The sequence below is a fragment of the Sphingobium sp. UBA5915 genome (assembly GCF_002431195.1).
GTDB classification, from domain to species: domain Bacteria; phylum Pseudomonadota; class Alphaproteobacteria; order Sphingomonadales; family Sphingomonadaceae; genus Sphingobium; species Sphingobium soli.
In genome coordinates this window covers 41662-65732 of the sequence record NZ_DJDV01000128.1, presented here as the reverse complement: position 1 = coordinate 65732, position 24071 = coordinate 41662, and the positions used below count along the sequence as shown (strand labels likewise).

Sequence of the window (24071 nt, the reverse complement as noted above, 5' to 3'; positions counted from 1 at the left end):
TTGCGATCATGCGACTTCAGATCAGCGTTCGATGCACATGGCAACGCCCATGCCGCCGCCGATGCAAAGCGTGGCCAAGCCCTTTTTCGCGTCGCGCTTGCCCATTTCATAGAGCAAGGTCGTCAGCACCCGCGCGCCCGATGCGCCGATTGGATGGCCGATCGCGATTGCACCGCCATTCACATTGACCTTGTCCGGATCAAAGCCCAGTTCCTGGCTGACGGACAGGGCCTGTGCCGCGAACGCCTCATTGGCTTCGATGAGGTCGAGGTCGGCGACTGACCAGCCCGCCTTGGACAACGCCTTGCGGCTGGCCGGAGCCGGGCCAATGCCCATGATCGACGGATCGACGCCGCAGGTCGCAAAGCCTGCGATACGGCCCAGGATCGTCGCGCCGCGCTTGGCGGCCTCATCGGCCGTCATCAGCACCAGCGCGGCGGCGCCGTCGTTCAGGCCGCTGGCATTGCCTGCCGTGACCGAGCCGTCCTTCTTGAAGGCGGGTTTGAGGCCACTCATCGCCTCGATCGTCGCGCCATCGCGGATATATTCATCGGTATCGACGATCGTGTCGCCCTTGCGCCCCTTGACCGTCACGGGCGTGATTTCATCCTTGAAGCGACCGGAGGACCGCGCGGCCGACGCCTTGTTCTGACTGGCCACGGCGAATGCGTCCTGCGCTTCGCGGCTGATCTGATATTTCTCGGCCAGATTCTCGGCCGTAATGCCCATATGATAGCCGTTGAACGCATCGGTCAGGCCATCGACGATCATGGTGTCGATCAGGCTGACATTGCCCATTTTCTGCCCGGCGCGCAGGAACTGGGCGTGCGGGGCGAGCGACATATTTTCCTGACCGCCCGCAACCATGATGCGCGCGTCGCCCAGCGCGATCGCCTGCGCTGCGAGCGCGACGGCACGCAGGCCTGACCCGCAGACCTGATTGATCGCGAAGGCGGTACGATCTACCGGGATGCCGGCAGCGACCGCTGCCTGACGGGCGGGATTTTGGCCCAGCCCCGCGGTCAGGACATGGCCCAGAATGACTTCATCCACCTCCTCGGCCGAAACCCCCGCCTGTTCCAGCGCGGCCTGAATCGCGGTCTGGCCCAGGACATGCGCCGGCGTGCTGCTGAATGCGCCAAGAAAGCTGCCGACAGGCGTGCGCTTCGCGGCGGTGATGACGATGTCTGACAAGGCCTCTATCCTCTTTGATGGTGGATGGGTTTTCGCAGGCGCAATAGCATCAGCCGCCATGGCTGGAAAGCCAGTGGGACAAAGGTTGCCACAGCAGTTCGGGGGCGCGGCTGCCGACTACCATCCCCACATGGCCGAGCGACAGGCTGCGCGCCTCCCGCAGGTGCGGGCTGGCGGCCGCCGGCACGATGCGGTCGGTGGTGGATCGGATCGACAAAGTGGGACAGCTAAGGGCTTGGGGATCGACCGTCATATGTCCTACGCGCCATTGCCCGCGTCCCGGCGCATCGCCAGCATAGAAGGATTCGAACAGGTCGCGTCCCGCAGCATAGGTCAGCGGTGGCCCTTCATTCGCCCAATCCTCGACCGCCAGAAACGCCTGCTCAGCATCCGAACCCGATTCGGCGTCGGCGAAGGCGGCGAACTTGCGGATGGTGCGCGCGGGGTCCATCGCCCAGAAGCCTGACTGCAAGACCTCCATCGGCACATAACCGATCCGCTGGCACATCGCTTTCGCGCCACTCCATAGAGAGGCGATCAATTCCAGATCGGCCGCGGGGAAATGACTGAAGCGCCAAGGGGCCGCAATGGTCGCGACTGCCGCTGTGGGGACGAGCGCCGCCGCTCCCAATGCCAAGCTGCCACCCAGGCAGTAGCCGACAAGAATTGGCGGGCGCGGCAGGGCGGCGAGCAGCGGGAGCAGGCGTTCCGTCACATGCCCGTCGAGGCCAAGCGAGGCATCCGCGCCGTCGGGCGCCCCCCAATCGACCAGATACGCGTCGTGCCCTGCTGCGACCATGTGGCGCAGCAAGGATCGGCGTTCCGATAGATCGAGCACATGCGGAGGGTTGATCAGCGAAGGAATGAAGACCACCGGAAAACGATCGCTTTGTGCGCCATATTGCAGCAAGCGTGCCGATCCGGCGTGGGCAACAGGCCGCCCCGCATCACGCACTGGCGGCCGATCGGCGTTCTGATATTTGCGCAGTCCCGCAAGCGCGCGCTTGCGAAGGTCTGGATCACCCTCTGTCTCGCGCCATAAAATATTGAGAAAAAGGGGCAAAGGCCGGGGGCCATGTTGCGGTGCGGCAACGCCCTGTGCTATTGCGGCATTCGCAGGTGTGGGAGAGGTATCCATGTCCAAATCAAAGGCCGCCAATAGTTCGGAACCGGTCGTCATCAAGAAGTACGCCAACAGGCGGCTCTATAACACCGAAACATCCAGTTACATCACCTTGGACCTGTTGTCGCAGATGACGCGGGAAGGGCGGGAATTTGTCGTGGTCGACGCCAAGACCGGCGAGGATATCACGCATAATGTGCTGACACAGATCATCATGGAAGAGGAACAGCGCGGCAAGAACATGCTGCCGGTCAACTTCCTTCGCCAGTTGATCGCCATGTATGGCGATTCGATGCAGTCGATGGTTCCGCAATATCTGGAAGCGTCAATGGATGCGTTCCGCAAGAACCAGCAGCAATTCCAGGAAGCGATGAAGGGCGCGTTCGGCGGCGGACCGCTGGCCGAGATCGCCAAACGCAACATGCAGATGTTCGAAGCAGCCGCCAGCGCTTTTGGCAATGGCGTACCGGGAATGCCCGGGACGATGCCGGGTGCGCAGCCGACGCCGGGCAGCGTATCGGAAGGCGCGAAGGACGACGAGATCGCTGAACTCAAGGCGCAGCTCTCCGCGCTCAATGCCAAGATCGACAAGCTGAGCTGACCGCGTCGGCAAAGGGTCGACAGGGATGGCGCGTCTGGCCTATGGCGCGCCATTCTCTCAATCGACCAGCCAAGGCCAGCCATCGTGAAGCACGCTCTTTCCGTTTCCCGCGAACAGGATTTCGCCGCCTGGTACCAGGCCGTCATCGCCGAAGCCGACATGGCGGAGGAAAGCGGTGTGCGCGGCTGCATGGTGATCCGCCCCTGGGGCTATGGCATCTGGGAGCGGATGCAGAAGCTGCTCGATGAGCAGATCAAGGCGACCGGCCACGAAAATTGCTATTTCCCGCTGTTCATCCCGCTGTCCTATTTCGAAAAGGAGGCCGAGCATGTCGACGGCTTTGCCAAGGAAATGGCGGTCGTCACCCATCACCGGCTGATTCAGCAGGACGGCAAGCTGGTGCCGGACCCCGAAGCAAAGCTGGAAGAGCCGCTGGTCGTGCGTCCCACATCGGAGACGGTCATCGGCGCGGCGTTCAGCCGCTGGGTGCAGAGCTGGCGCGATCTGCCCGTGCTGATCAACCAGTGGGCCAATGTCGTGCGCTGGGAAATGCGCACGCGCATGTTCCTGCGCACTGCCGAGTTTCTATGGCAGGAAGGGCATACCGCGCACGCGACGGTCGATGAAGCCATGGACGAAACACTCAAGATGCTGGAAGTCTATCGCGCCTTTGCCGAAGAGTGCGTGGCGATGCCGGTGATCGCAGGCGAAAAGCCGGAGAATGAGCGTTTTCCCGGCGCAGTCGCCACCTATTCGATCGAAGCGATGATGCAGGATGGCAAGGCGCTGCAGGCAGGCACCTCACATTTTCTGGGCACGACCTTCAGCCAGGCGCAGAACATCAAGTTCCAGAATGCCGAAGGGCAGCAGGAACTGGCGCAGACGACCAGCTGGGGCGTTTCCACCCGTATGATCGGGGGCCTTATCATGACGCATGGCGATGATGACGGCCTGCGTGTGCCGCCGCGCGTCGCGCCCTATCAGATCGTGATCGTGCCGATGCTGCGCGACACGGAGGAGGACGCGGCGATTGTCGAATATTGCACGGATTTGGTTCATCGTCTGAACCAGCTGGACGCATTCCGCGAACCGGTGCGCGCGCTGCTCGACAAACGGCCCGCGAAGGCCGCGACCAAGCGCTGGGGCTGGGTCAAGAAGGGGGCGCCGATCGTGATCGAGGTCGGTAGCCGCGACGTGGCGGGCGGTAATGTATCCGTCATCCGCCGCGACCGCCTGTACCGCGAGGATGGCAAGCTGGACAGCCGGATCGTCGCCAAGGATGATCTAATCGGGAGCGCGGCGTCGATGCTGGAAGAGGTTCAGGCCGCTCTCTTTGCGGATGCCAAGGCGCGACTGGACGGGGCCATCGATGAGACGATCGCAGACATCGATGCGTTGAAAGCCTATTTCACGGCCAGCAAGAAGCCGGGATGGGCGCTGGTGCAGTGGGCCAAGCCTACCGGCGCTGAACTGGAAAAGGTCGTTCAGTGGCTTAAGGGCGAAAAGCTGACGCTACGCAATGTCCCGAACGATGCGGCGGCGGCCGACGGCGTGTGCATCTTCACCCGCGGCGCTGCGGTCGAGCGCGTGCTTGTAGGCCGCTCCTACTAAAGTTTAGCGATCACTGGCAAAGTCGAAACATGCGTCTCGACTTCGCCAGCATGATATTAGTTACAGCACATATTTGCTAAGGTCGGTGTCGCGCGCCACCGCGCTCAGTTGCTTTTCGACATAGGCGGCGTCGATCACCAGCGTTTCGCCGCGCCGATCCTCCGCATCGAAGCTGACATCTTCCAGCAGCTTTTCCATCACCGTCTGAAGGCGGCGGGCACCGATATTCTCGATCTCGCTATTCACTTCTGCGGCAATCTTCGCGACGGCGCGAATGCCCTCGGGCGTCAGGTCGATCGTCACCTCCTCGGTTGCCAGCAGCGCGCGATATTGCGCGACCAGGCTTGCCTTGGTGTCGGACAGGATGGCGACGAAATCCCCTTCGGTCAGCGCCTTCAATTCGACGCGGATCGGTAGCCGGCCCTGCAATTCAGGGAGGAGATCGCTGGGCTTGGCGACATGGAACGCGCCCGACGCGATGAACAGGATGTGATCGGTCTTGAGCGGGCCATATTTGGTGGCCACGGTCGTCCCTTCGATGAGCGGCAGCAGATCGCGCTGCACACCTTCGCGGCTGACCGACCCGCCCCGCACATCGCTGACCGCGATCTTGTCGATTTCGTCCAGGAACACGATGCCATTCTGTTCAGCGCTGCTGATGGCGACGCGGGCGACGTCGTCCTGATCCAGCCTTTTGTCCTGCTCTTCCTCGACCAGCTTGTCCCAGGCATCGGCAACACGCATTTTGCGCCGCTTCTTCTGGGTCTGCCCGAACGCCTTGGACATCATGTCGGACAGGTTGATCATGCCGACCTGACCGCCCATACCGGGTATCTCCATCGGCATGGACGGGCTGTCGGCGACGTCCACCTCCACCTCGACCTCGTTCATCTGGTCATTCTCTATCTTCTGGCGGAACGACAGGCGCGTAGCCTCACTTGCTTCCTTGCCGGTCAACGCATCGAGCAGCCGCGCCATCGCGGCTTCGGACGCCGCTTCGCGCACGGCCTCACGGCGGCGATCCTTTTCCAGACGCACCGCTTCCTCGACCAGATCGCGGACAATTTGCTCGACGTCCCGGCCGACATAGCCGACTTCGGTAAACTTGGTCGCCTCCACCTTAACGAACGGCGCGTCGGCGAGTTTTGCCAGACGGCGGCTAATTTCGGTCTTGCCGCATCCCGTCGGGCCGATCATCAGGATGTTTTTGGGCGTCACCTCGTCGCGCAGATCGGCGGACAGATGCTGGCGGCGCCAGCGGTTGCGCAGCGCAACGGCGACGGCGCGCTTGGCATCCTGCTGTCCGATGATGTGCGCGTCCAACGCAGCGACGATGGCTTTGGGCGTAAGATTGTCGTTCATAATCTCTTCTTGGGAAACTGGAGGTCAGGCGACGCTGTCGAGCGTTTCGATCGTCAATTGGTCATTGGTGTAGACGCAGATGTCGGCGGCGACGGCCATGGCCTTGCGCGCCAGTGCTTCAGCGTCGTGTTCATAATCCATCAGCGCCCGGGCCGCCGCGAGCGCGAAATTACCCCCCGACCCGATCGCTGCGACGCCATTCAATGGTTCGAGGACGTCGCCATTCCCTGTCAGGATCAGCGTCACATCCTTGTCGGCGACGATCATCATCGCCTCCAGGTTGCGCAGATATTTGTCGGTGCGCCAATCCTTGGCCAGTTCAACGGCGGCGCGCATGAGCTGGCCGTTGTGGCGCTCCAGCTTCGCCTCCAGCCGTTCGAACAAGGTGAAAGCATCGGCGGTAGCACCGGCAAAGCCGCCAATCACGCTGCCATCATGCAGGCGGCGGACCTTGCGGGCGTTGGGTTTCATCACGGTCTGGCCCATGGACACCTGACCGTCGCCGGCCACGACGACTTTGCCATTTTTTCGGACGGACATGATGGTGGTGCCGTGCCAGACCGGCATGGAAGATGCGCGAGGTTGATCGTTCATGCCGCGCGATATGGGACGCGAGGAAGAACCGCGCAAGAGACGGCGTTGCGCCGTAGGCTGTGTCATTAATACGACAGATATATTTCAAAGCTGTGCCGGAACCAAACTGGGTCAATTGACATTGTGCAGCGCACAACAAATGATCAGCTATCGGTTTCGACAGGAGCGACGTGGATGACTCTCAAGGCCAAGGCCATGGAAAAGGTCGAGCGCGCGGGGATATCCAACTACAGCTTTGATGAGGATGTGCTGGTCATGTGTGGCATACGCTACACGATCGATGTGTGCGACTGTGGTGAAGCGAATTGCGACGGCGTCAAATTGACCAGACACCTAGCCGCCATCAATCGCAACCTGCAATAGATATGGCATTTGCGGGATAATGTCTCCGGCGCCGCTCGAAAGGGGGCACGGATGCGGCAGGGCGGTCAACTGGCATTCACCAGAGCCATTTTGCTGCCGATCGGCGCGAAGCGGTTGACAGAGCCCGTCGCCAGTGTCAAAGGCCGCCTCCTCCTTTCAGGGGGCGCGTAGCTCAGCGGTAGAGCACACCCTTCACACGGGTGGGGTCACAGGTTCAATCCCTGTCGCGCCCACCATCATCCCGGCGATGATGGCTGGACAGTATATTTCCCGGCATTGATCTTTTCTTGTCCCAGGCGCTAAGCCAGCGCCTTGAAGCGGTGCGTTTGCGCGCCAATCGGAAAGGATCCTCATGCCCCCTTATCTGCAATTCGGCGCGGCCCTTGGCGCATTGATCGCCATCCAGAGCACGCCAGCCCATGCGGCCGACAGCCGCAAACTGACTTTGGAACGCGTTTTCGCCAGTCCGGATCTTGCCGGCCCTCAGCCCCGCGCGCTCAAGCTTTCGCCCGACGGCACGCTGGTCACATTATTGAAGCCGCGCGCTGACGAAAAGGAGCGGCTCGATCTTTGGGCCATCGACACCCGTACCGGGTCGGAGCGAATGCTGGTGGATTCCAAGAAGACCGGTAGCGGCGCGGCCTTAAGCGAAGCGGAAAAGATGCAGCGGGAGCGGGACCGCTCTGTTGCGGGAAGCACCGGCATCACCAGTTATGACTGGTCGCCCGACGGGAAAACGATCCTGGTTCCCGTCGATGGCGACCTGTATCTCGCCGCGCTGGATGGCAAGGTGAAGCGGCTGACCGATACGCCCGGCGGGGAACTCAATGGCGTGGTCAGCCCCAAAGGCGGGTTCGTCTCGTTCGTCCGTGACGGCAATCTGTTCGTCCAGCCTATCGGAGGCGCAGAGCGGCAGGTGACCCAAGGCGCGAGTGACACGGTCAATTGGGGCGTTGCCGAATTCGTCGCGCAGGAAGAAATGGATCGCCGCACCGGCTATTGGTGGTCCCCCGACGATAAGATGATCGCGGTCGCCCGCGTGGATGAAAGCCCGGTCGGGATCGTCACTCGCACGGCGATCGGCGGCGAAGGCACCACGGTCTATCAACAACGCTATCCCGCCGCCGGGACGCCCAACGCCCTTGTGGACCTGTTCGTCATGAAGCCTGACGGTTCGGGGCAGGTTCAGGTCGATCTCGGGCCGGACAAGGACATCTATCTCGCGCGGGTGAATTGGTCCAAGGACGGCCGCACGCTATTCGTCCAGCGGGAAAGCCGGGACCAGAAGCGGCTCGACCTGTTGGCGGTGGACCCGATGACGGGCAAGGCGCGGATCGTACTGACCGAAGAGGCTAAAAGCTGGATCAACCTGTCCAATAATTTCCATCCTTTACGTGACGGCAGCTTTTTGTGGTGGTCGGAACGTTCGGGCCATGGCCATCTGTATCGCGTTACCGGAAAAAAATGGACCGCGCTCACCAATGGCGATTGGGAGGTGCGCGACGTTGTCGGCGTGGATGAGGACAAGGGTCTTGTCTACTTCACGGGAAATCGCGAAACCCCGCTTGAACAACAACTCTACGTCACGTCGCTCGCCACGCCCGGCGCGGCGCGAATGTTGACCAGCGCAGGATGGTGGAATGACGCCGTCATGGACGATGCGGCAAGCCGGGTCGTGGTGTCGCGTCAGAACACGGACCAGCCCAAGCAGGTCTATCTGGCCGATAGCGACGGCAAGCAATTGCAATGGTTGTCGCAGAACGCATTGACTGGGGATCACCCCTACGCGCCCTATGTCGCAAGTCACGCGAAGACACGCTTTGGAACGGTGAAAGCGAAGGATGGCACGACGCTTTATACCAAGATGATGACGCCGCCGCTGGAGCCGGGCAAACGCTATCCGGTCTTCATGATCCATTATGGCGGCCCCGGTGCCGGCCGGCAGGTGACGAATAGCTGGTCGGGCGCGCTCAACCAGTATCTCGTCGATCGCGGTTGGATCGTCTTTGCCATCGACAATCGCGGCACTCCCGATCGCGGCAAGGCGTTCGAGGATCATCTCTATCGCGCGATGGGCACGGTCGAGGTGGAGGATCAGTTGAAGGGCGTCGAATGGCTGAAAAGTCAGCCCTTCGTCGATGCTGACCGGATCGCCACCTATGGCTGGTCCTATGGCGGCTATATGTCGCTCAAATTACTGGAAAAGGCGCCAGGGACCTTTGCAGCCGCTGTGGCAGGCGCCCCGGTGACGAAGTGGCAGTTGTACGACACCCACTATACCGAGCGCTATCTGGGGAAACCCCAGGACAAGCCAAGCGCCTATCCGGCTGCCGGCGCGGTCGAAGAGTCGGTCAAGATCAGCGATCCGCTATTGCTGATCCACGGCATGTCCGATGACAATGTCGTGTTCGACAATGCCACCGCGCTGATGGCGAAGATGCAGGGCGCGGCGGTGCCGTTCGAGATGATGGCCTATCCAGGGCAGACGCATCGCGTCGGCGGGCCGGGCATCAGCGTGCATCTGTGGCGCACGATTGAGAATTTCCTGGCAGACCATGCCGGCGGCCCGAAACGCGAATAGGCGATTGCGCTATCGCCAGGCGTGAAACACCGCCCGGCGATAGCGGTCCTTGCGGCGGAAGGGCATGGCCCATTTGCGCCACCCCCGGTTATCGAGCGCTTCGGGCATGACCGCGAAACGCGTATAGCCAAAACGGCGGCACATTTCGCGCAGCGCCAATATGTTGGGCGCCCAGAAGTTGGTGGGGTCCCTGTCCAGCTCCAGTTCGGTGAACAAACGCATCGCCGGCACTGGTTCATGACGCAGCGCCGTGACCGTTTCCAGCACCAGATGATCCCGGCTCATCGCGGCGGCGGCTTCGAGGATGCGATAGGGGTCGGTGACGTGATAGAGCACACCGAGCAGCAGCACGGTGTCGAAATGGCCCAGTTCCCCGACCCGATGCTGAGTCACGTCGAGGTCGAGCGACCTTACCCTGGATCCGAAGCGCGCATGGGCGTGGTCGAAGCCCCGCTTGTCGCCCCAGCCCTGGCCGGACCAGCAGAAATGATCGGTGGCCAGTACCTCGGCCGCGCCGCGTCTTTCGGCTTCAAAGGAGAAAAATCCGTCCCATGCGCCAATGTCCAATATGCGCCGACCTGCAAGCGGTTGATTGAAAATCTGGTCCGCCTCCTCGCGGAGGGATGCGAGCGGCTTTATGCCTTCGACCCGCTCGCCATCGGGAAATTCGAAACTGTGGAACCAGCGCTGGGGCAGAGGCGGCAACGAACGGGACGACATCAACTGATATTCCGATGACAAAGGGGAAAGGGGGCCGCCGACTATGCCGTGGCGGGAGCGCGCTATGGGATCGAAAAGCCCTTCTTTCTGGACAAACGCCCCAGTATCGCTATGCCGCCCCCACCGCAATATGTGCATCGGAGTGGAGTTTTCAGTCATGGGTTACAAGGTCGTCGTCGTCGGAGCCACCGGAAATGTGGGCCGCGAAATGCTGACCATTCTCTCTGAGCGAGAGTTCCCGATTGACGAGATCGCGGCGGTCGCATCCCCCAGGTCGCACGGCACCGAAATCGAATTCGGTGAAACCGGCAAGATGCTCAAATGCAAGAATATCGAACATTTCGACTTCACCGGATGGGACATCGCCCTGTTCGCCGCGGGTTCTGGTCCAACGGCCGAATATGCGCCCAAGGCGGCGGCCGCGGGCTGCGTCGTGATCGACAATAGCTCACTCTATCGCATGGACCCGGACGTGCCCCTGGTCGTGCCCGAGGTGAACCCGGAAGCGGTCGACGGCTATACGAAGAAGAACATCATCGCCAATCCCAACTGCTCGACCGCGCAGATGGTCGTGGCCTTGAAGCCTCTGCATGACGCCGCGACGATCAAGCGCGTCGTCGTCGCCACCTACCAATCGGTATCGGGCGCCGGAAAGGCGGGCATGGACGAGCTGTTCGAGCAGAGCCGCAACATCTTTGTGGGCGATAGCGCCGAGCCCAAGAAGTTCACCAAACAGATCGCCTTCAACGTGATCCCGCATATCGACGTGTTCCTGGACGATGGGTCGACCAAGGAAGAATGGAAGATGGTCGCGGAAACCAAGAAGATCCTTGACCCGAAGGTCAAGGTCACGGCGACATGCGTGCGCGTGCCGGTGTTCGTTGGCCACAGCGAAGCGCTCAATATCGAGTTTGAGAAGGAGATTTCGGCCAAGGAAGCGCAGGATATCCTGCGCGAAGCGCCGGGCATCATGCTCGTGGACAAGCGGGAAGATGGCGGATACGTCACCCCGGTCGAATGCGTTGGCGACTATGCGACCTTCATCAGCCGCGTGCGGGAGGATTCGACCGTCGAAAACGGCCTGAACATCTGGTGCGTCAGCGATAATCTGCGCAAGGGCGCGGCGCTGAACGCCGTGCAGATCGCCGAACTGCTGGGTCGGCGTCACCTCAAAAAGGGCTGAATGCCCTATGGTTTCCGGCGTTGGCAGGGCGTGGCGCGATGTGCCGCGCCCGCAACGCGGGATGATCCTGCTGTTGCTGGCGGCCATCGCGCTCGCCAATGTAAGGCAGCCCTTTCCCGATCTTGCTCCGCTCCAGCATGGTCCGACGCTGGTCCTCGCGCTCATGGCCCCGGGACTGGTGCGTCGTTGGCCCCTTTCGGATCGGGCCGTTGGCTGCGTCTGGCTCTTCCTGTTGCTGCACACTTTCGCTGCGCGCTGGATTTACAGCTATGTGCCCTATGATGACTGGGCGCGGATGCTGACCGGTCATGACATTTCCAGCTTTATGGGCCTGCGCCGCAATGGGTTCGATCGCCTCGTGCATTGCGCGTTCGGCGCGTTGCTGATGATGCCATTGGCGCAAGTCGCGCTTCGCCATGGTGGGATGTCGCACCGCTGGAGCCTTGCCTTCGCCTTTGCCGCGATCGGGCTTGGCAGCGCGCTCTACGAAATCTTCGAATGGCTTCTTACCGTGTTTGTGGCGGGCAACACGGCAGACTATTATAACGGCCAGCAAGGCGATCCTTGGGATGCGCAAAAAGACATGGGCATCGCTCAGGCCGGCGCGGCGCTGACACTCATCCTGCTGTTGCGCCAGGGCCGCCGACCCCATATCGGCAAATTGGATTTGCCGAATAAGGAATAGCGATGATGACCGACCTGCCGATCGAACGCCGGGATGTCAAAGGGTTCGATGGTCTGCCCATTGCCGTGCATATGGTGGGGCAAGGGCGGGACCTGGTGCTGATCCACGGTTACTTCTCCAACGCCTGGACCAATTGGATCCGCTATGGCCATGCCGCGAAACTTGTAGAGGCGGGATTTCGCCTGATCCTGCCCGACCTGCGCGGACACGGGGAAAGCGCCAAGCCGCATGACGCCGCCGCCTATCCCGCAGACGCGCTGACGGACGACAATCTGGGTTTGATCGAGCAACTGGGCCTGACCGACTATGATCTTGGCGGCTATTCGCTGGGCGCGCGGACGACTGTGCGGATGCTGGCGCGCGGCGCGACGCCCCGCCGCGTGATACTGAGCGGCATGGGCCTGCGCGGCCTTACCCAGACGCTCGACAATGGCGGATATTATACCAATGTGCTCACCAACCTCGGCACCTTCACGCGCGGCACGTCAGAGTGGATGACCGAAGCCTTCCTGAAAACGACCAAGGGCGATCCGGTCGCGCTGCTGCACATTCTCAACACCTTTGTCGATACGCCGGCCGACGTCATCGCCAATTTTCCGCAGCGGGCGGCTGTCATCTGCGGAGCGGATGACGATAGCAACGGGAGCGCCCATGAATTGGCGGACATATTGCGCGACGGGCATTATTTCGAAGTGCCCGGCAATCATATGAACGCTGTGACGCGCAAGGAGCTGGGGCAGGCGATGGTGGATTTCCTCACCGCTTGACTGTGTCGGTGGAGCAAGTCAGTCTCCGGGCATAACGTTCAGGGGACTATCCATGAAAATCGCGATTTCGCTGGCCGCGCTTGCGGCCGCTCTTGTTGCCACGCCGGTGCTGGCGCAGGCCGCGCCTGCCGCTGCGCCGACCGCGGCGGAAGCGGAAGCCTTTCTGACGAAAGCGGAAAAGGCGCTGTTCGACCAGTCGATCATCAGCGGTCGGGCCGCCTGGATCAACGCAACCTATATCACCGACGACACCGACGCGATCGCATCCTATTTCGGCGCAATCGATACGAAACAGCGCGTCGATTTCGCTTTGGAAGCGGCCAAATATGCCACGGCGCCGGGCCTGTCAGCCGAAACCAGACGGCGGCTCAACCTGCTGCAAACCGCGTTGACGCTGCCGGCGCCCACCACGGCTGGCGCAGCCGAGGAACTGAACGAACTCGCGACAAAGCTTCAGTCGGCTTATGGCAAGGGTAAAGGGACGCTCAAGGGCCAGCCGATCAACGGCAGCGACATAGAGGAGCAGATGGGGGTCAACCGCAATCCCCAGGAACTCAAGGAAATGTGGGTCAGCTGGCATGACAATGTCGGTGCACCCATGCGCGACGATTATGTCAAACTCGTTGGCATCGCCAATGCAGGGTCCAAGGAACTGGGTTTTGCCGATACAGGCGCCATGTGGCGTTCCAAATATGACATGCCAGCCGATGACTTCGCTAAGCTGACCGACAAGATCTGGGCCGAGGTCAAGCCGCTCTATGACGAGCTTCATTGCTATACCCGCACCAAGCTCAACGAAAAATATGGTGATGCCGTTCAGCCAGCGACCGGTCCGATCCGCGCCGATTTGCTGGGCAATATGTGGGCGCAGGAATGGGGGAATATCTATGATATCGTCGCGCCCGCGGGCGCCGGCGATCTGGGCTACGACGTCACCGAATTGCTGACCACGAAGGGCTATGACCCGGTGAAGATGGTCAAGGCGGGTGAGGGGTTTTACAGTTCCCTCGGCTTCGATCCGCTGCCCCAGACATTCTGGGAACGCTCGCAGATCGTAAAGCCGCGCGACCGTGAAGTCGTATGCCATGCCTCGGCCTGGGATCTCGACAATAAGGACGACATCCGCATCAAGATGTGCACCAAGGTGAATGGCGACGATTTCGTCACCATCCATCACGAACTGGGGCATAATTATTATCAACGCGCTTATCAGATTCAGAAACCGCTCTACCTCGACGGCGCCAATGACGGTTTCCATGAAGCGATCGGCGACTTCATCGCCCTGTCGATCACGCCCGATTATCTGGTGAAGATCGGCCTGCTCGATCCCGCCAAGGTTCCGGGGTCGGACAAGGATCTGGGGCTGCTGCTACGCCAGGCGATGGACAAGGTCGCCTTCCTGCCCTTTGGTCTGCTGATCGACAAATGGCGTTGGGGCGTTTTCGATGGGTCTATTCCGCAGGATCAGTATGAAAAGGGCTGGAACGACCTGCGCCTGCAATATCAGGGCATTGTGCCGCCGGTTCCGCGCGACGAGACGAAGTTCGATCCGGGCGGCAAATATCACATTCCGGGCAATACGCCTTACACCCGTTATTTCCTGGCCCGCGTGCTGCAATTCCAGTTCTACGAAGCCGCATGCCGGCAGGCCGGATGGAAAGGCCCGCTGCACCGCTGTTCCTTCTACGGCAACAAGCAGGTTGGCGAAAAACTGAATGCCATGCTGGAAATGGGGGCGTCAAAGCCATGGCCCGACGCGCTTCAGGCGTTCACGGGCAAGCGGGAAATGTCCGGCAAGGCGTTGGTCAATTATTTCGCACCATTGCAGAAGTGGTTGATCGAACAGAATAAAGGTAAGTCTTGTGGCTGGTAACGCTCAATAAAAGTTGGTAAATGGCCGGTTCATGAGTGGGCCGGCTATCCTTCTTTCGCTGCTTTTTGGAACTGCCGTTGTGATGACGATCGCCTTGGCGATCGCCTTCGCACATTTCGGCAGGCAGAGGCATGTCCTGACATGGACCGCCTCCTATGCGGTCGGCGTCCTGCAATGGCTGGCCAACGCCGCGGGGTTTTTCCTGCAAAGCGCCGCGATGTTCATCGTGACCGGAACAGCGCTGGTCGTCAGTGCGTCGCTATTGGCGATCGGCATTCGTCAAAGATCCAGCCGACGCGTCAACATCATGGCTTTTGCCGCACCGGCGGCAATCGTCTGCGTAATGATAGCGGTGGCGATCGGCTTTTTTGGCAATCAGGTCCTTCAGGGCATGATCATACCAACATATGTCGGGCTGTTGCTGCTCGTCAGCGCCGCATCGCTCTGGCCGATCGACCGGGCGATGACGCCCCCGGAAAAGGCGTTTTTCGCCTTTCTCATTCTGTTCGCGCTTTGCCAGTTGGCGCTGGCTGTATCGGCCACTTTCATTCGCAGTGCGAGCGAAGGGAAGGACCTGTATCGCAACATCCTGAGCCTTGGCATGCCGACCATATATGTCGGCACGGCCGTTTCTGCCGTGCTGGTGGTTGCGGGCGACCTGGCCCAGCAGTTGCGCAGCCAGATGCGTCACGATCCGCTGACGGAAGTGCTCAATCGTCGCGGACTGGAAGAGGCCGCGTCGCAGGCCATTGCCCAGGCCCGTCGCCACGGACGCCCCTTGTCACTCGTGATTTGCGATCTTGATGGCTTCAAGGCGCTCAATGACAATCACGGCCATATTGCCGGCGATCATGCGCTCAAGGGCTTTGCGCAGTTGCTGATCCTGGCGGTGCGTCGCGGTGATATCGTCGGGCGGATGGGCGGCGACGAGTTCGGCCTGCTGCTACAGGATAGCGACGCGCAGGCGGCGGCCGACGTGATGGAGCGCGTGCGCCTGGAAGTTGCGCATCTTTCCCTGCCGAAGGTGCCCGAAAGCACGCTACGCGCCAGTTTCGGCGTCGCCGCCTTGCTTCCCGAAGACTTGACGCTCGAAGATATGGTTCACCGCGCCGATGAGGCGCTCTATAGCGCGAAGAAGCTGGGCAAGAACCGAGTCAGCATCGCCGGCGCTGCATGATCTACCTGTCAGCGGAAGGGCGGTTCGTTGAATGCCCGCAGCTTGCGACTGTGCAGTTTCGCGCCCTGCTGCCGCAATAATTCGCATGTCATGATACCGACGCGCAAATGCCCGGCTATCGCTTCCTCATAAAAGCGATTGGCCTGGCCGGGCAGCTTGAGTTCGCCGTGAATGGGCTTGTCAGAAACGCACAGCAACGTGCCATAGGGCACGCGGAAGCGATAGCCTTGCGCGGCGATCGTAGCCGATTCCATGTCGATTCCAACAGCGCGCGACAGGCTGAACCGCAGCGCCGAATGCGAATAGCGCAATTCCCAGTTACGATCATCGGTCGTAACAACGGTCCCGGTGCGCAGGCGACGCTTGAAATCCTCCGGATCGTTGCCGCCTAGTACCGTTTCGGCCGCGGTCGCCATGGCGACCTGAACTTCGGCAATGGCGGGCACGGGAATTTCTGGCGGCAGCATCGCGTCCAGCACCTTGTCATCGCGCAGATAGGCGTGGGCCAGCACATAGTCGCCAATCCGCTGGCTCGGTCGCAGCCCGCCGCAATGGCCGATCATCAGCCAGGCTTCCGGGCGCACAACCGCCAGATGGTCGCAAATCGTCTTGGCATTGGCCGGCCCGACGCCGATGTTCACCAGTGTGATGCCGCTGCGATCGGGCGCCATCAGATGATAGGCGGGCATCTGGTGTTTGCGCCATGCACCTTCCGCAATGGCGGCATGGGGGTTGGCGGTTTCGTTCGTGACATAGACGCCGCCCGCGCCGGACAGGCCAGTGAAACGGCTGCCTTCGCGTTGCAGCTCGCCACAGGCCCACGCAACGAATTCATCGACATAGCGATGATAGTTGGTGAAGAGGATGTAACGCTGCACATGCTCGGCCGGCGTGCCAGTATAATGTTTCAGCCGTGCCAGTGAAAAGTCGGTTCGCAGGCCGTCGAACAAGGCCAGGGGCCTGTCGCCATCCACATCCGGCATAAACAGGCCATCGGCAATTTCGTCACCAATCTCCGCCAGTTCGGTTGCGGGGAAGTGTCGCGCCAGTTCCGTTGGCGGCGTTCCATCCAGCGCATTGATGTCCAGCCCGTCGAGCACATAGGGGAAGGGGATTTGCTGATTACTGGGGCCGACGTCGACCTCTACCCCATAATCGCGCACAAGCAGGTCGATCTGCTCAGCGAGATAATCCGAAAACATGGCTGGCCGCGTGATCGTGGTCACATAGCGTCCCGGTTTCGACAGGCGCGCGAAGGATCGACCAAGTGGCGGCACGTCGCTGTCGCGCCGATAGGTGATGCGCAGTTCAGGGTAGCAAAAGCGGCGGTCGTCGCGGGCTTGTGGGGGCGGCACGCTGCCATCGCGGGCATAAGCGCGCATCGCTTCGCGCAGCGTTTCGATGGCGGTCTGGTAGATCTGGTCGATTTGCCCGACCGTGGCTTTGCCGATGCTCTGAGTCATCGCCTCCCGTTACCGCCTTTCGATGACGGAAGGAAGACCGCGCGCCAGTCTTGTGAAAGCTGGCGCGCGGTGCGGAGGATCAGAGCTTTTCGAGCATATATTCAGCCGAAGATACCTTGAAGTCACCAGGCTCTTCGACATTGAGGTCTTCGACGACGCCGTCCTTGACGATCATCGAGAAGCGCTGGCCGCGCGTCCCCAGGCCGAACTTGGTACCATCCATGGTCAGACCCACGGCCTTGGCGAAATCGCCATTGCCGTCGGCGAGCATGGTCACCTTTTCGTCGGCGCCGGCCGACTTGCCCCAGGCCCCCATGACAAAAGCGTCATTGACGGCGGTGCAGGCGATTTCGTCCACGCCCTTGGCCTTGAGCGCATCGGCCTTTTCGATGAAGCCAGGCAGATGTTTGGCGGAGCATGTGGGCGTGAAGGCGCCGGGCACGGAGAAGATGGCGACGGTCTTGCCGCTAAAATAGTCATCCGACGATACCGGCTCTGGGCCGTTTTCCGTCATCTTGGTGAAGGTGGTGCTGGGAATGCGTTCACCCTTGGAAATCGTCATGCTGTGTCTCCTGCCTATCTACGCGCCGGGAGGTCGGTTGCGACCAGCGGGATGTCAAGGCGCGGATGCACGAATATGACAGGGCGCCCCGAGCGCCGGCCCGACTGTCCTTGGCAAGCATGGTAAGCCTTCTATATTCAGATCATGGATCAGGCCCAATTTTATGGCGGCAATTTTTTGCTCGCCCTCCCCGGCATGCAGGATCAGCGGTTCGATCATTCGGTGCTGGCGCTGTGCGTGCATGACGCGGACGGGGCGCTCGGGATCGCGGTAAGCGACGAAATGGAGGGGCTGGGCCTCCGCGAACTGCTGGAAAGCTTCGATATTGACGCCAGCAAGGTGCCCGATACGCCAGTGCTGCGCGGCGGCCCGGTGGAGCCGCGACGGGGTTTCGTGCTCCATTCGCTCGATTGGGCCGGACAAGACATGATGCAGGTCAATGACCAATGGGGCCTGTCGGGGTCGCTGGACATATTGAAGGCGATCGCCGAACAGCGTGGACCCAGCCGCTATCTTGTGGCGCTGGGTTATGCCGGCTGGGGCGCGGGGCAGCTTGAGGAGGAAATGACCGGCGAAAGCTGGTTCCTTGCCCCTGGCAATGCCGACCTGCTGTTCAACACACCGGCACGACGCAAATGGGCTGCGATCTTTGCCGCATCGGGCATCGATTCCACGCATCTCGTCGGCGGGGCCGGACTGGCATGATCCGCCATCGCGACGCTACATAAAGAAAACTTTATATCGAGTTGCCTTGATCCGCGCCGATTGGTAAGGCGCGGATCATCCCGCCGCCGGATTGTCCGCCGGCGCGCATCTGACATTTTTCAAGAACGGAGACACGCCCGTGGCCACCGCCCCCGCTGCCCAGACCCAGGATTATGTGATTGCCGACATCGGCCTTGCCGGTTTCGGCCGCAAGGAAATCGAGATCGCCGAAACCGAAATGCCCGGCCTCATGGCCCTGCGTCAGGAATTTGGCGCGGCAAAGCCGCTGAAGGGCGCGCGCATCACCGGTTCGCTGCACATGACGATCCAGACCGCGGTGCTGATCGAGACGCTGGCGGAACTGGGCGCTGAACTGCGCTGGGCGTCGTGCAACATCTTTTCGACACAGGACCACGCCGCTGCCGCCATCGCGCAGCGCGGCATCCCCGTTTTCGCCGTCAAGGGCGAGACGCTGGAGGAATATTGGGATTATGTCGTCAAGATTTTCGACTGGGGTCAGGACACGACCTGCAACATGATTCTGGACGATGGCGGCGACGCCACGATGTTCGCCCTTTGGGGCGCCCGCGTCGAAGCGGGCGAAGCGCTGTTCACGCCCGATAACGAGGAAGAGGAAATCTTCGTCGCGACGCTGAAGCGCTTCCTGGCCGAACGTCCGGGCTATCTCACCAAGACCGTGCAGGCGATCAAGGGCGTATCGGAAGAGACCACCACGGGGGTGCATCGCCTGTATGAATTGGCAAAGAAGGGCAAGCTGCCTTTCCCGGCGATCAACGTGAACGACAGCGTCACCAAGTCCAAGTTCGACAACCTCTATGGCTGCAAGGAAAGCCTGGTCGACGCGATCCGCCGCGCGACCGACGTCATGCTGGCGGGCAAGGTTGCGGTCGTCGCGGGCTTTGGTGACGTGGGCAAGGGTAGCGCTGCCTCGCTGCGCAACGGAGGCGCGCGCGTGCTCGTGACCGAAGTCGATCCCATCTGCGCGTTGCAGGCGGCGATGGAGGGCTATGAGGTCGTAACTATGGAAGAGGCCGCGCCCCGCGCCGACATCTTCGTCACCGCGACCGGCAATGCCGACGTCATCACCGTCGACCATATGCGTGCGATGAAGAATATGGCGATTGTCTGCAACATCGGTCACTTCGACAGCGAGATTCAAATTGCGGGCCTCAACAATATGAAGTGGACCGAGATCAAGCCGCAGGTCGACGAGGTTGAATTTGCCGACGGCAAAAAGATCATCGTGCTGGCCAAGGGGCGTCTGGTCAATCTGGGCTGCGCCACCGGCCATCCTAGCTTCGTCATGTCGTCCAGCTTCACCAACCAGGTGCTGGCCCAAATCGAACTGTGGACCAAGGCAGACGATTATAAGAACGAAGTCTATGTCCTGCCCAAGCATCTGGACGAAAAGGTGGCCGCGCTTCACCTCGAAAAGCTGGGCGTCAAGCTGTCCACGCTCAGCCAGAAGCAGGCCGACTATATCGGCGTGCCGGTCGAAGGCCCGTTCAAGCCCGATCACTACCGCTACTAAGACCGACACCGAAAGGGGGAGGCTGAAACGCCGCCCCCTTTTCCGTTCAGCGATCATCATTCTGCCTGTGAATCTTTGAGCCAACCGCTTCCCGCCATGCGCGATCTGCGTTAGGTCGGTGGCACTTATGATGAGAGACAGGCAGGTTCTGCACATGGTGGGCAAGCGCCTATGACGACGCTCTCGCCTGTCGCGGCCATGATTTTGGGGATCGTGCTGGCCCTATGGCTGGGCGCGGCCATCTGGGCGATGATGAGCGGCCAGCGTATGCGCCGGGAAGGAACGCAGTCGCAAGGCAAGCTCGACCGTTTGACCATGCTGCTTGCGTCGGCCCCGGCGGCGCCGGTTATCGTCCACCCCGACGGCCGGCTGGAGGCTGCGGACAGGCTGGCCAAATGGCTTGGCCGCACCCGCGCGCCCAATTTCCTTTCGGAACTGACCGCTGAAGATGGCGGGATCGAGCCGGAAGATGCGCATGCGCTCGCTCAAGTCATCGCTGCCGCCCAACGCGCCGGCAAAAGCTTCGCTCTGCCCGTTCGCGGCATCGATTCGACTCGCTTGCTGCTTGTGCGCGGCGCGCCCGCCGGCCCTGAGCTTGCGGAAAGCGGCGGCGTTCTGCTGTGGATTTTTGATGCAACCGACAGCCAGGCCGAAATTCAGTCCCTTCGAAGCCAGGTTGCGCAACTGCGTGATGCGTTGGAGGCGCTTGCCGGGCTCGTGGAAGCGGCGCCCTTTCCGATGTGGCATCGTACCCCCGACCTGCGGCTCAGCCTTGTCAACAGCGCCTATGTCCGCGCTGTCGATGCCCAGGACGCTGCCGATGTCATCACCCAAGGCATCGAGCTGGTCGAATCCGTAGGTGGCGTCCCGCCGGAAGCGGCTGCGGCCGATGCGATGGCACGCGACCAGCTGGTCGAACGCATGGTGCCGGCCACGATCGACGGCGAGCGCCGGATGATGCGGGTCGTCGACGTGCCGTTGGGCGATGCGGGGATAGCCGGCTACGCGGTCGATCAGCATGAACTGGAGCAGGCGCGAGTCGAGGGTCGGCGGCTTGAAGCCGCGCAGCGTGACCTGCTGGACCGTTTGTCTGCGGGCGTCGCGCGCTTTGGTCCCGACCGTATGCTGCGCTTCTGGAACCAGCCCTTCATGAGCCTCTTTGGCCTGCGGCAGGAGGCTCTGGCGGATGCGCCGGTTTTCGAACGTGTCCTCGACCAGATGCGCGACGCCCGCCGCTTGCCTGAGCATCGCGATTTTCCGGCCTGGCGATCCGAACGGCGTGACTGGTTCCTCTCGCCTGAACCGGTGGAGGAGAATTGGCTGCTTCAGGACGGCACGCATTTGCGCGTCTACGCCCAGCCGCTTCCCGATGGTGGGCTGCTCCTGATTTTTGAAGACCGTACCGAACAGGTCCAATTGTCGAGCGCGCGCGACACGCTGTTGCGGGTGCGGACCGCCACCTTCGATAATTTGTTCGAATCCATTGGTGTCTTTGCCGCTGACGGCCGCCTGCAAATGTGGAACAGCCGTTTTCGCACGATCTGGGGCGCGAGCGAGGAATTGCTCGCCACTCATCCGCGCATCGACGATCTGATGCGCGACGTGCAATCCCGCCTCGCCAAGCCCGAACAAGGCAATCTGGTGCGCGAACTGGTGCGGGCCGCCACCGTGGAACGTAAGCAGCGCATGGGGCATGTCGGCTTTGCCGATGGCCGCATTTTCGAATTCGCAGCCATTCCGCTGCCCGATGGCAACGCCCTGTTCACCATGCTGGACGTGACGGACAGCCGCCGGGTCGAACAGGTGCTGCGCGACCGCAATGAGGCGCTGGAACAGGCGGACAAGATCAAGACGGCCTTCGTCACGAATATGAGCTATGAACTGCGCACGCCGCTGACGACCATCGCGGGTTTCGCCGAAATGATGAGCGCGGGCTATGCGGGCGAACTTTCTGAACCGGCCAAGGACTATGTCTCGGGGATCCTGCAGAGCACCGGCCGCCTGTCGATGCTGATCGACAATGTGCTGGACCTGACGCAAAGCGAAGCGGGCACCTTGCCGATCGAGCGGCTTCCGCTCGATCTTGGCGATCTGGCCCGCGCGCGCGTCGAACGGTTGCGGGCAGAGGCGGTGGCGAAGGGTATGGACCTGGCGCTCGACCTCACGCCAGCGGTGGGCGTAGTGCGCGGGGACGAACGGCGGATCGGCCAATGTATCGACCATCTGCTTGAGAACGCATTGACCTATTGCAGCCGGGGCGCGCGCATCCTGCTGCATGGCGATGGCACGGCCGATCGGGCGCGCATCGTCATTTCTGATAATGGACCGGGCATTCCGACCGAGCGTCAGCGGGCTATTTTCGAGCCGCTGGTGCGGGCGGAACAGGCGCGTAGCGGTGCCAAGGCAGGCATGGGTCTGCCCCTGGCCCGCCAATTGGTGCAGGCGCATGGCGGGACGCTGGAGCTTGTATCAAAGAAAGGGCAGGGGACGATGATCCTGATCGAACTACCCCGTGGCTGACCTGGCGGTCGATCTCCCCGACGAGTCGGCAATGGTCGCTTTCGGTCGACACCTTGCCCGGCACGTACGCATCGGTGATGTGATCGCGCTGGAGGGCGGGCTTGGCGCGGGCAAGACCACGCTGGCGCGCGGCTTGCTTGAGGCGCTCGGCCTGCAAGGCGAAGCGCCGAGCCCGAGTTTCGCGATCGTTCAACCCTATGATGTGCCCGAAGTCAGGGTGCCGGTGACGCATGTCGATCTTTACCGGCTGGACGATGTGGCGGAAGCCGACGAGCTGGCGCTGGGCGACTATTTGATGGACGGCCTGCTGTTGATCGAATGGCCCGATCGGCTGGGAACCTCGCTCTGGCCGCACAGCCTGCGCCTCACCATAGAGATATTGGAGGATGGCGCGCGACGCTTGACAGCGGACGTGCCGGACGCTTGGACGGATCGATGGTCCCAGATTTGATCCCGCCCGTTGCCGCTCCCGCTTTTCTCGCCCAGGCAGGGTGGGGGGAGGCCGCGATCCTGCCTTTGGCATGCGACGCATCCTTCCGCCGCTACTTCCGCGTTGTCAGGTCTGGCGGGCAGGCCGTGTTGATGGACGCTCCGCCGCCGCAGGAAGACCCGCGCCCTTTCATTGCGATTGCCGAACGGTTGCGGCAGGACGGATTTGCCGCACCGCGCATCCTGGCGCGCGATCTGGAGCGCGGCCTGGTGCTGATCGAGGATTTCGGCGACCTGCGCGTCAAGGAGCATCTGGATGTGCATCCGGGCGATGAACTGGCCGTCTATACGCGCGCGGTCGATCTGCTGGCGGAACTGCACCGACTGCCGCCAGCCGACCTGCCGCCCTATGACCGCGCCGTATACCAGCGCGAAACGGGGCTTTTGACCGAATATTACTGCCCCGCCGTTGGCCTTTCGGTCGATGTCGATGCCTATGTCGGCGTGTGGGATCAGGTGCTGCCCCTGATCGAACGGTCGGTCAGCGCGCCGGTCACTGTCCTGCGCGACTATCATGCGGAAAATATCATGCTGATCGACGATCCGACGTCGCATGGCCTTGGGCTGCTGGATTTCCAGGATGCCCTGGTCGGCCACCCCGCCTATGACCTTGTATCCCTGTTGCAGGATGCGCGGCGCGACGTCCCGCCGGCGGTGGAGGCTGCGATGCTCGATCATTATCGCGCCATCGCGTCGCCGCCAGCGGATTTCGACGCGGCCTACGCCGTGCTTGGCGCGCAGCGCAACGCCAAGATCATCGGCATCTTCACACGTTTGTGGAAGCGGGATGGCAAGCCGCGCTATCTGTCCTATCTGCCGCGCATGTGGAGCCTGCTGGAGCGCGATCTCGCCCATCCTGCGCTGGCGCCGGTCGCTTCATGGTTCGCGCAGAATATTCCGGCGGAAAAGCGGCATAGCGCGCTTGAAGCCTACGCGTTGGCATAAG

General features: G+C 61.7%; 21 protein-coding genes and 1 tRNA gene. 15 read left to right on the top strand and 7 right to left on the bottom strand.

Annotated elements, in window-relative coordinates; all coding sequences use genetic code 11:
• Positions 1-21: 21 nt before the first annotated feature.
• Together B2V90_RS22930 and B2V90_RS22925 are read right to left on the bottom strand one after the other, a co-directional pair.
• The gene (locus B2V90_RS22930) at positions 22-1194 is read right to left on the bottom strand and encodes an acetyl-CoA C-acetyltransferase (protein WP_228222807.1); all 1173 of its coding nucleotides are present in this window, start codon (positions 1192-1194) and stop codon (positions 22-24) included.
• Between the two features lie 49 nt (positions 1195-1243).
• The gene (locus B2V90_RS22925) at positions 1244-2332 is read right to left on the bottom strand and encodes an alpha/beta hydrolase (RefSeq protein ID WP_228222806.1); all 1089 of its coding nucleotides are present in this window, start codon (positions 2330-2332) and stop codon (positions 1244-1246) included.
• Here B2V90_RS22925 and phaR point away from each other — a divergent pair.
• On the top strand, positions 2331-2918 hold the full coding sequence (gene phaR / locus B2V90_RS22920; RefSeq protein WP_009821605.1) for a polyhydroxyalkanoate synthesis repressor PhaR: 588 nt from the start codon (positions 2331-2333) through the stop codon (positions 2916-2918). The genes B2V90_RS22925 and phaR overlap by 2 nt on opposite strands.
• An 84-nt stretch (positions 2919-3002) precedes the next feature.
• The gene (gene proS, locus B2V90_RS22915) at positions 3003-4529 is read left to right on the top strand and encodes a proline--tRNA ligase (RefSeq protein WP_228222805.1); all 1527 of its coding nucleotides are present in this window, start codon (positions 3003-3005) and stop codon (positions 4527-4529) included.
• A gap of 60 nt (positions 4530-4589) precedes the next feature.
• Here the strand turns inward: proS and hslU are convergent, their stop codons facing one another.
• Entirely contained in the window at positions 4590-5891 is a 1302-nt protein-coding gene (hslU, locus tag B2V90_RS22910) for an ATP-dependent protease ATPase subunit HslU (RefSeq protein WP_228222804.1), read from the bottom strand.
• Positions 5892-5915: 24 nt separating this feature from the next.
• Positions 5916-6485 carry an ATP-dependent protease subunit HslV gene (gene hslV / locus B2V90_RS22905; RefSeq protein WP_293923207.1) on the bottom strand — a complete coding sequence of 190 codons (570 nt, stop codon included), beginning with the start codon at positions 6483-6485 and terminating at the stop codon, positions 5916-5918.
• Between the two features lie 174 nt (positions 6486-6659).
• On the opposite strand from hslV, the gene B2V90_RS22900 reads away from it, so the two are divergent.
• The 3 genes from B2V90_RS22900 (at position 6660) to B2V90_RS22890 (ending at position 9429) form a co-directional block, all read left to right on the top strand.
• Positions 6660-6848, top strand: coding sequence for a hypothetical protein (locus tag B2V90_RS22900; RefSeq protein ID WP_228222803.1), 189 nt, complete (start codon positions 6660-6662; stop codon positions 6846-6848).
• Positions 6849-7009: 161 nt separating this feature from the next.
• A tRNA-Val gene (locus B2V90_RS22895) sits at positions 7010-7084 on the top strand.
• Positions 7085-7200: 116 nt separating this feature from the next.
• Positions 7201-9429, top strand: a complete 2229-nt coding sequence (locus B2V90_RS22890; protein WP_228222802.1) for a S9 family peptidase — start codon at positions 7201-7203, stop codon at positions 9427-9429.
• 9 nt (positions 9430-9438) lie between these two features.
• On the opposite strand, the gene B2V90_RS22885 is transcribed toward B2V90_RS22890, so the two are convergent.
• Complete coding sequence (locus tag B2V90_RS22885) at positions 9439-10149, bottom strand: class I SAM-dependent methyltransferase (protein WP_228222801.1); 711 nt, start codon at positions 10147-10149, stop codon at positions 9439-9441.
• Between the two features lie 157 nt (positions 10150-10306).
• Here B2V90_RS22885 and B2V90_RS22880 point away from each other — a divergent pair, with 157 nt between their 5' ends.
• From B2V90_RS22880 to B2V90_RS22860, 5 genes are all read left to right on the top strand, one after another.
• Positions 10307-11332 carry an aspartate-semialdehyde dehydrogenase gene (locus B2V90_RS22880; protein WP_009821613.1) on the top strand — a complete coding sequence of 342 codons (1026 nt, stop codon included), beginning with the start codon at positions 10307-10309 and terminating at the stop codon, positions 11330-11332.
• A gap of 7 nt (positions 11333-11339) precedes the next feature.
• Positions 11340-12017: a DUF2238 domain-containing protein gene (locus B2V90_RS22875; protein ID WP_228222800.1), complete on the top strand. Its 678-nt coding sequence runs from the start codon at positions 11340-11342 to the stop codon at positions 12015-12017.
• Between the two features lie 5 nt (positions 12018-12022).
• The gene (locus B2V90_RS22870; RefSeq protein ID WP_228222826.1) at positions 12023-12784 is read left to right on the top strand and encodes an alpha/beta fold hydrolase; all 762 of its coding nucleotides are present in this window, start codon (positions 12023-12025) and stop codon (positions 12782-12784) included.
• A 52-nt stretch (positions 12785-12836) separates the two neighbouring features.
• On the top strand, positions 12837-14657 hold the full coding sequence (locus B2V90_RS22865) for a M2 family metallopeptidase (RefSeq protein WP_228222799.1): 1821 nt from the start codon (positions 12837-12839) through the stop codon (positions 14655-14657).
• Positions 14658-14739: 82 nt separating this feature from the next.
• Positions 14740-15834, top strand: coding sequence for a GGDEF domain-containing protein (locus tag B2V90_RS22860; RefSeq protein WP_009821617.1), 1095 nt, complete (start codon positions 14740-14742; stop codon positions 15832-15834).
• A gap of 8 nt (positions 15835-15842) precedes the next feature.
• On the opposite strand, the gene B2V90_RS22855 is transcribed toward B2V90_RS22860, so the two are convergent.
• Complete coding sequence (locus B2V90_RS22855) at positions 15843-17297, bottom strand: AMP nucleosidase (RefSeq protein WP_228222798.1); 1455 nt, start codon at positions 17295-17297, stop codon at positions 15843-15845.
• A gap of 79 nt (positions 17298-17376) precedes the next feature.
• The gene (locus tag B2V90_RS22850; protein ID WP_228222797.1) at positions 17377-17859 is read right to left on the bottom strand and encodes a peroxiredoxin; all 483 of its coding nucleotides are present in this window, start codon (positions 17857-17859) and stop codon (positions 17377-17379) included.
• Positions 17860-18003: 144 nt separating this feature from the next.
• Here B2V90_RS22850 and B2V90_RS22845 point away from each other — a divergent pair, with 144 nt between their 5' ends.
• From B2V90_RS22845 to B2V90_RS22825, 5 genes are all read left to right on the top strand, one after another.
• Positions 18004-18564 carry a YqgE/AlgH family protein gene (locus tag B2V90_RS22845; protein ID WP_228222796.1) on the top strand — a complete coding sequence of 187 codons (561 nt, stop codon included), beginning with the start codon at positions 18004-18006 and terminating at the stop codon, positions 18562-18564.
• A gap of 139 nt (positions 18565-18703) precedes the next feature.
• Entirely contained in the window at positions 18704-20116 is a 1413-nt protein-coding gene (ahcY, locus tag B2V90_RS22840; protein ID WP_228222795.1) for an adenosylhomocysteinase, read from the top strand.
• 171 nt (positions 20117-20287) lie between these two features.
• Positions 20288-22636, top strand: a complete 2349-nt coding sequence (locus B2V90_RS22835) for a sensor histidine kinase (protein ID WP_228222794.1) — start codon at positions 20288-20290, stop codon at positions 22634-22636.
• On the top strand, positions 22629-23087 hold the full coding sequence (gene tsaE, locus B2V90_RS22830; RefSeq protein WP_228222793.1) for a tRNA (adenosine(37)-N6)-threonylcarbamoyltransferase complex ATPase subunit type 1 TsaE: 459 nt from the start codon (positions 22629-22631) through the stop codon (positions 23085-23087). The genes B2V90_RS22835 and tsaE overlap by 8 nt, the downstream gene beginning before the upstream one ends.
• Positions 23084-24070, top strand: a complete 987-nt coding sequence (locus B2V90_RS22825; protein ID WP_228222825.1) for an aminoglycoside phosphotransferase family protein — start codon at positions 23084-23086, stop codon at positions 24068-24070. Before tsaE ends, B2V90_RS22825 begins: the two co-directional genes overlap by 4 nt.
• The last annotated feature ends 1 nt before the right edge of the window (position 24071 follow it).